The organism is Halomonas sp. BM-2019, from assembly GCF_017584085.1.
This window is the reverse complement of sequence record NZ_CP071922.1, coordinates 212,445-220,310: the sequence shown is the minus strand read 5'-3', so window position 1 is coordinate 220,310 and position 7,866 is coordinate 212,445. Positions and strand designations below refer to the sequence as shown.

Here is a 7,866-nt window from a genome sequence, read left to right as displayed (position 1 = left end):
CTCCTTGCTCCTTGCTCCTTGCTCCTTGCTCCTTGCTCCTTGCTCCTTGCTCCTATCTCTCCTGCTTAATTAGCCAATCTGCAAATGAAGCCAGGTCATCGAAGACCCGTGTGTCATTACCCTGAGATACCAGCTCGGGGTTCTGGGCCAGGGTACGCTCGCCCTTGCCGGTGCGGACCAGCACCGGATGGCAGCCCATGGGTTCGCAGGCCTGGAGGTCGCGTAGGCTATCGCCCACCATCCAGCTGCCGGCCAGCGTCTCCATGCCAAGTGCCGTGCGGATCTGTTCGAGCAGGCCGGGCAAGGGTTTCCGGCACTCGCAGCCATCATCCGGGCCGTGTGGGCAGAAGGCGATATGGGCGATCTCGCCACCCGCCTCGCCCACCAGCCGGATCAGCTCGGCATGCATCTCGGCCAGGGTCGCCTCGTCGTAGTAGCCTCGGGCAATGCCGGACTGATTGGTAGCCACTGCCACGGTCCACCCCGCCTGGCTCAGTCGGGCGATGGCGTCGATGGCGCTGGGGTAGGGGATCCACTCCTCAAGGGATTTGACGTAGTCGTCGGAGTCACGGTTGATGACGCCATCACGGTCGAGGATTACCAGGCGGTCCGGGGAGGGCATCAAGTCGGCTCCTTATGGCAGTGCGTAAGGGAAGAGAGTGTTTCACGTGAAACACTCTCTGCCAAGGCGCAAGGCGCAAGGCGCAAGGCGCAAGGCGCGAGGCGCGAGGCGCGAGGCGAGCTGGGTGTGTTTCACGTGAAACATGGGCAGGGCAGGGTGCTGGGCACGAAAAAAGGCCGGCAGCGGTAGCGGCCGGCCTCGGGTGCTTCTGTTGAATGACCTATTGCTGCAGCTGGGCGATATCCGCCACCTCCAGGAAGAGCGCGCGCAGGCTAGCCAGCAGCGCCAGGCGATTGGCGCGAATGGCCGGATCGTCGGCCATGACCATCACCTGGTCGAAGAAGGCGTCTACCGGATCGCGCAGGCCGGCCAGGGCATCCAGCGCCTCGGCGTAGCGTCCCTCGGCGAAGAGCGGCATCACCCGTTCGCGCTGGGCGCTGACCGCCTCGTAAAGCGCCTGCTCGGAGGCCTCCTGCAGCAGGCTGGCCGCCACCTCGCTGCCGGCCTCCCCCTGCTGCTTGGCCAGGATATTGGAGACCCGCTTGTTGGCGGCGGCCAGGGCGGCGGCCTCCTCGCGACCGGTGAAGGTGTGCACGGCGCGCAGGCGGCGGGCGAAGTCCAGCGGGCGGGTCACCGGGCGCGCGCGCACGGCCAGGTAGACCCCGGCCTCGATGCCCTCGTCATGGCCCCAGGCGCGGAAGCGATCGAGCATGTAGTCGAGCACCTCGTCGACCAGGCTCTCGGCATAGGGCAGCTCCTGGTGCTGGGCCGCCGCCAGCTCGAGCAGTTCGCGCAGGTCCAGGTTGAGCTCGCCCTTGACCAGGATATTGATGACCCCGATGGCGGCGCGGCGCAGGGCGAAGGGGTCCTTGGTGCCGGTGGGTCGGGCGCCGATGCCGAAGATGCCGGTGAGGGTATCGAGGCGGTCGGCCAGGGCCAGGGCCAGGCCGGTGAGGCTGTGGGGAATGGCATCGGCAGCGAAGCGGGGCAGGTACTGCTCCTCGAGGGCCTGGGCTACCTCGGCGGGTTCGCCGTCATGCTCGGCGTAGTAGCGCCCCATGATGCCCTGCAGCTCGGGGAACTCCAGCACCATCTCAGTGACCAGGTCGCATTTGGCCAGCTCGGCGGCGCGCCGGGCCTGGGCCACGTTGCCATCGATGCGTCCGGCGATGAAGGCGGCCACAGCCGCGCTGCGATGGGCCTTGTCGGCGAGGGTGCCGAGCTGCTTCTGGAACACCACGCCGGAGAGGTCGGCCATGCGCGAGGCGAGCGGGCGCTTGCGGTCGGTATCGTAGAAGAAAGCGGCGTCGGCGAGGCGAGGACGGATCACCTTCTCGTTGCCCTCGATCACCTGCTGGGGATCGGCACTCTCGATGTTGGCGATGGTGATGAACAGCGGCTTGAGCTTGCCCGCTTCATCGAGCAGGTGGAAGTACTTCTGGTTGGCCTTCATGGAGGAGATCAGGCACTCGGCGGGGACCTCCAGGAAGCGCTCGTCGAAGCTGCCGGCCAGGGCCACCGGCCACTCCACCAGGCCGCTCACCTCGACCAGTAGATCCTCGTCGATGACCGCGGTGGCCTCCTGGACCTCGGCCTCGGCCAGCACCTGCTCGCGGATGCGCTCGCGGCGTACCTGGCGATCGGCCAGCACCCAGGCCTGCTCCAGGGCGGCGAGGTAGTCCTCGGCGTGGCCGAGCTCGATGGCCTGGGGTGCGTGGAAGCGGTGGCCGTAGGTGGTGCGGCCGGCCGCAAGGCCCAAGGCCTCGGCCGCGACCACCTCGCTGCCGTAGAGCATGACGAGCCAGTGCACCGGGCGGGAGAACTCCACCCGGGAGGCGCCCCAGCGCATGTTCTTGGGCACCGGCAGCCCGGCGATGGCCTTCTCGACGATGGCCGGCAGCAGGGCCACGGTGGCCTCGCCCCGCTGCTGCTCGCGGTAGCCGAGCCAGGTGCCCTTGTCGGTCTCCAGGTGGATCAGCTCCTCCACCCCGACGCCGCAGGAGCGGGCGAAGCCCTCGGCGGCCTTGGTGGGCTGGCCATCCTTGAAGGCAGCGGCCAGCGCCGGGCCGCGCTTCTCCACCTCGCGGTCGGGCTGGCTCTCGGCCAGCGCCTCGATCCGCACCGCCAGGCGGCGCGGGGTGGCGTAGGCGTGGACGGCGCCGTGGCCGACCTCGGCCTCGCCCAGGCCGCGCTGGATGCCCGCGGCCAGGGCATCGGAGAGGGCGTCGATGGCGCCGGGGGGGAGCTCCTCGACGCCCAGTTCAACCAGTAGGGTATTGGCAGCCATGCTCAAGCGTCTCCCTCGTCGGCAAGCAGGTCCTTCCGCAGGGCCTCGGGGGCCAGCGGGAAGCCGGCGGCCTTGCGGGAATCGTAGTAGGCGTGGGCCACGTCCCGGGCCAGGGTGCGCACCCGCAGGATATAGCGCTGGCGCTCGGTCACCGAGATGGCGTGGCGGGCGTCGAGCAGGTTGAAGGTGTGGGAGGCCTTGAGCACCTGCTCGTAGGCGGGCAGTGGCAGGCCGGCCTCGAGCAGGCGGGCGCAGTCGCGCTCCTGCTGGTCGAAGGCGCCGAACAGGAAGTCGACGTCGGCCTGCTCGAAGTTGTAGGCGGACTGCTCGCGCTCGTTCTGCAGGTAGACGTCGCCGTAGGTGACCCGGGTGCCGTCCGGGGCCACGGTCCAGACCAGGTCGTAGACGCTGTCTACGTTCTGCAGGTACATGGCGATGCGTTCCAGGCCGTAGGTCAGCTCGCCGGTCACCGGGTAGCACTCGATGCCGCCGGCCTGCTGGAAGTAGGTGAACTGGGTCACCTCCATGCCGTTGAGCCAGATCTCCCAGCCCAGCCCCCAGGCGCCCAGGGTCGGAGACTCCCAGTTGTCCTCGACGAAGCGGATGTCATGCACCAGCGGGTCGATGCCCAGGCGTTCCAGCGAGCCCAGGTAGAGGGCCTGAAAGTCGGCGGGAGAGGGCTTCATTACCACCTGGAACTGGTAGTAGTGCTGCAGGCGGTTGGGGTTCTCGCCGTAGCGGCCGTCAGTGGGGCGCCGCGAGGGCTGCACGTAGGCGGAGTTCCAGGTCTCGGGTCCGATGGCGCGCAGGAAGGTGGCCGGATGGAAGGTGCCGGCACCGACCTCCATGTCCAGGGGCTGCAGGATCACGCAGCCCTGTTCGGCCCAGTACTGCTGCAGGGCGAGGATCAGCCCCTGGAAGGTTGCGACGTCTGGCACCGCACCGGGGGCCGGGGTCGACGCGGGTGTCGAGGACGAGAGAGTCATTGGGGAATGCACCGTTGGCCATGAATTCACAGGGCGTCAAGTATACAATCACCGGAAGATCGGTTATAGGCGCACGCCCCGAGACAGAGGATTCTCCCCATGATCGTAGTGACAGGCGGAGCCGGCTTCATCGGCTCCAATCTGGTCAAGGCCCTCAATGCCCGCGGCCGCCAGGATGTGATGGTGGTCGACGACCTTACCGACGGCACCAAGTTCGTCAACCTGGCCGACTGTACGCTGGGGGACTACCTGGACAAGGACGACTTCCGTCGTCGCGTCGAGGCGGAGCTGCGCGGCGAGGCCTCGGGCCTGCCCGCGATCGAGGCGATCTTCCACGAGGGGGCCTGCTCGGACACCACCGAGTGGGATGGCCGCTTCATGCTCGACAACAACTTCGAGTACTCGAAGGTGCTGCTGCACTTCTGCCAGCAGCGTCGGATCCCGTTTCTCTACGCCTCCTCGGCGGCCACCTACGGCGGCAGCGAGGTGTTCGTGGAGGCGCCGGAGCACGAGAAGCCGCTCAACGTCTACGGCTACTCCAAGCTGCTCTTCGACCAGTATGTGCGCGCCCGCTGGGACAGCTTCGAGAGCCAGGTGGTGGGCTTTCGCTACTTCAACGTCTATGGTCCCCGCGAGCAGCACAAGGGCAAGATGGCCAGCGTCGCCTACCACCACCATACCCAGATCCGCGCGGGCGAAAGCGTCAAGCTGTTCGGCGCCTGGGACGGCTACGAGGCGGGCATGCAGAGCCGCGACTTCGTCTACGTGGGGGACGTGGTGGACGTGAACCTCTGGTGCCTCGACCACCCCGAGGTCTCCGGTATCTTCAACCTGGGCAGTGGTCGCGCCGAACCCTTCAAGGCGATCGGGGAGGCGGTGATCGACCACTACGGCCGCGGCACCATCGAGTACATCGACTTCCCCGAGGAACTCAAGGGGCGCTACCAGAGCTACACCCGCGCCGATATCTCCCGGTTGCGCGAGGCGGGCTATGATCGCGAGTTTCGCACCGTGGCCGAAGGGGTGCGCGAGTACCTGGAGTGGCTGAATGGCTGAGCCGGCCGCCACGGGCCAGCGCATCCTGGTGGTCGGCCCCTCCTGGGTCGGCGACATGGTGATGGCCCAGAGCCTGTTCATGACCCTGAAACATCATCATCCCGGCTGTCGCATCGGCGTGCTGGCGCCGGGCTGGTCGCTGCCGATTCTCGACCGGATGGGGGAGGTGGACGAGGCGATCGCCCTGGACATCGGTCACGGCGAGTTCGGCTGGGGCATCCGGCGGCGGGTGGCCCGCTCGCTGCGCGGGCGCTTCGATCACGCCATCGTGCTGCCGCGCTCCTGGAAATCGGCCTTGGTGCCCTTCCTGGCCGGCATTCCCCGGCGAACCGGCTTTACCGGCGAGCAGCGGGTCGTGCTGCTCAACGAGCGCCGCCGGCTCGACAAGGAGGTGCTCGACCAGACGGTGAAGCGTTTCGTGGCCCTGGGGCTGCCCGCCGGGGAGGCCGCCAGGGGTGACTTCCCGCTACCTCGGCCGCGCCTCGCCGTGGATGCCGCCAATCTCGCCGAGCTGCGTCGGGCCCACGGGCTCTCGTCGCGGCCGGCCATCGGCCTGATGCCGGGCGCCGAGTATGGCCCCGCCAAGCAGTGGCCGCTGGCGCACTTCCGGGCCCTGGCCGAAGCCCTGGTCGGTGAGGGGTTCGAGGTGCGGGTGCTGGGCGGCCCCAAGGATGAGGGGGCCGGCGAGGCCATCGCTGCCGGGGTGGATCACGTTCACAATCTGTGTGGGCGAACTCGGCTAGCCGATGCGGTGGACCTGCTGGCCGATTGCCACCAGGTGGTCACCAACGACTCGGGGCTGATGCACGTGGCCGCGGCGGTGGGCACCCGCGTGCATGCCCTCTACGGCTCCTCTTCGCCGGCCTATACGCCGCCGCTGACCGACAGCGCCGAGATCCACTATCTGGCCCTCGACTGCTCGCCCTGCTTCGCCCGCACCTGTCCGCTGGGCCATACCCGCTGCCTCACCGAGCTCTCGCCCGAGAGGCTGCTGGCGGCGGTGCTGGGCGCCGAGCGGCGCATCGCCGTCGGGTGACCGCCGGCCTACTGGACGCTGGCCGGTTCCTCGCCGGCGGCATCGTAGGGTGACTCCACCACCTGCTCCTCGCTTCTCTGGCGGGTCTCCTCCTCGGGGCGCTCCGGCACCAGCCCCTTCCACAGGCGCTGCTGCAGGGCGTTCTCCTCGCGCATCCGGGCGTTGATGCCCTCCAGGCCGTGGCGCTCCACCAGGGTCTCGGCCTCGCGCCCGGCCAGCAGCGAGACCCCGAGCCCCGCGCGGTGGTCGTCGATGGTGAAGCCCATGGCCTCGAGGATGGTCGGGAAGAGGTCGACCATGGAGGATTCCCGGAAGGTGCGGCTGCCGGCAGGGATGCCAGGGCCGAGCAGCATGAAGGTGTTGTCGCGCTCGCCGGTGATCAGCTGGTCCCAGACCGACACCCGCATGGTCAGGTGGTCGCTGGCCATCACCACCAGGGTGTTGTCCAGGAGCCCCTCGGCCTCGAGGCGCTCAACCAGGTCCCGGGCCAGCCAGGCCGAGCACTCCACCGAGTAGAGGATATCCACCCCGTCGAACTCCCCCTGGCGATCGATGCAGGCCTGGGCCGGGTAGCCGTGGGGGGCGTGGCCGGCGATGCTCAGGTTGACCACCCCCCAGGGGGCCTCGCCCTCGGCCTCGAGGCGGCGGATCTCCTCGACGGTGAAGTCGTAGAGGGAGTCGTCATAGAGCCCCCAGTTGTTGACGTAGTCGGGGTCGTCGAGCCGGGGGACGAGCTCCTCGCGACCGAGCACGGTGTCGAAGCCGTGGCCCTCGTAGAAGAGCCCCTTGCCGGCGAAGGCGGTGCTGGCGCCGCCCAGGTAGCTGAGCCGGTAGCCCTGATCGGCCAGCAGGTCGCCGAGGCAGTCGACGCCGGGCACCACCTTGTCCAGCGGCGAGAACTGGCGATCATGCAGCAGACCGGCGGGCATCAGCGGCGTGCCGCACTGGCTGGCGATCATGCCGGCCATGGTCCAGCCGGTGTTGTCGAGCTGGTAGACCCCCTCGAACACCCGGCCCCGCTCGCCGAGCACGTCGAGGTCGGCGTAGGCGTCGCCGAAGCGTTCGCGATCCGCGTAGGTGCGCTCGATGCTCTCCAGGTAGAGCAGCAGCAGGTTGGGAGGATCCGACGGGGCCTCCTGGATCACCGGCGTCACGTAGCGGCGATCCAGCCAGGCGCCGTCGTCGGTGACGATGGCCGCGCCGCGCTGGGTCATGCCGTAGAGCAGCGGGTTGCTGGCCAGCAGCACCAGGGCCAGCAGGCGCTCGCCCAGACGCCAGCGGTGGTCGACCCGCACCAGCCAGGTGAAGGCCGCCAGCAGGGCGAGCATGCTCAGGGTATAGAGCGCCGCGGCCACCATGCGGTCGCTGCCGCCGTGGTCGGATATGCCGGCCTGGAGGTGAAAGAAGATCGCCCCCAGGTCGACGATGCCAAAGCTGTCGTTGAGGTAGACGTAGAGGCCCCAGAGGGCCAGGGGCACCATCGACCAGGGCCAGACCCTGGCCGGCTCCCGGGCCTGTCGCGGAGCGCCCCAGCGCAGCAGCCAGCCGGCGCCGACCCAGGCGGCGGCGACGGTCGGCAGGGTCCAGAACGGCATCAGGCTCACGGTGACGATGGCGTAGCCGAGGCAGAGCCCGATGACGAGCAGGGCCCACCAGCGGGGGTGGCGCAGGTAAGGGGGCGGTGGACGGCGAAACATGGGCATCTTCCCGGGCGAAGTCATCGGTGAGCTTACCAAGCCTCGAGGGTGTCACACACGGGTCGGCTGGTGCTACCTGGGGCGCCGACTTACACTGGGCCCGCCATACCGCTGCCAGGAATCCTCCATGTCGATCGCCGCCGTGCTCATCATCAAGAACGAGCAGGACCACCTGAGGGCCT

7 protein-coding genes are annotated in these 7,866 nt (G+C 68.6%); 3 read left to right on the top strand and 4 right to left on the bottom strand.

Annotated elements, in window-relative coordinates:
- Positions 1-52 precede the first annotated feature (52 nt).
- The 3 genes from gmhB to glyQ all read right to left on the bottom strand — a co-directional run bounded on the left by gmhB (position 53) and on the right by glyQ (position 3,895).
- Positions 53-622, bottom strand: coding sequence for a D-glycero-beta-D-manno-heptose 1,7-bisphosphate 7-phosphatase (gmhB, locus tag J5F18_RS01155; RefSeq protein ID WP_346300541.1), 570 nt, complete (start codon positions 620-622; stop codon positions 53-55).
- Between the two features lie 220 nt (positions 623-842).
- Positions 843-2,909, bottom strand: coding sequence for a glycine--tRNA ligase subunit beta (gene glyS, locus J5F18_RS01150; RefSeq protein WP_346300540.1), 2,067 nt, complete (start codon positions 2,907-2,909; stop codon positions 843-845).
- A 2-nt stretch (positions 2,910-2,911) separates the two neighbouring features.
- Entirely contained in the window at positions 2,912-3,895 is a 984-nt protein-coding gene (glyQ, locus tag J5F18_RS01145) for a glycine--tRNA ligase subunit alpha (RefSeq protein ID WP_346300539.1), read from the bottom strand.
- Positions 3,896-3,994: 99 nt separating this feature from the next.
- On the opposite strand from glyQ, the gene rfaD reads away from it, so the two are divergent.
- Positions 3,995-4,951 (top strand): ADP-glyceromanno-heptose 6-epimerase, encoded by a 957-nt coding sequence (gene rfaD, locus J5F18_RS01140; RefSeq protein WP_346300538.1) that lies wholly within the window; start codon positions 3,995-3,997, stop codon positions 4,949-4,951.
- Complete coding sequence (gene waaF / locus J5F18_RS01135; RefSeq protein ID WP_346300537.1) at positions 4,944-5,987, top strand: lipopolysaccharide heptosyltransferase II; 1,044 nt, start codon at positions 4,944-4,946, stop codon at positions 5,985-5,987. Before rfaD ends, waaF begins: the two co-directional genes overlap by 8 nt.
- Before the next feature lie 8 nt (positions 5,988-5,995).
- Here waaF and J5F18_RS01130 read toward each other — a convergent pair whose 3' ends face one another.
- Positions 5,996-7,684 (bottom strand): sulfatase-like hydrolase/transferase, encoded by a 1,689-nt coding sequence (locus J5F18_RS01130; RefSeq protein ID WP_346300536.1) that lies wholly within the window; start codon positions 7,682-7,684, stop codon positions 5,996-5,998.
- Between J5F18_RS01130 and J5F18_RS01125 the strand changes: the two genes are divergently transcribed.
- Positions 7,683-7,866 (top strand): hypothetical protein (locus J5F18_RS01125; RefSeq protein ID WP_346300535.1); only part of this gene is annotated, 184 nt, incomplete at its 3' end. The two genes, J5F18_RS01130 and J5F18_RS01125, sit on opposite strands and share 2 nt — an antisense overlap.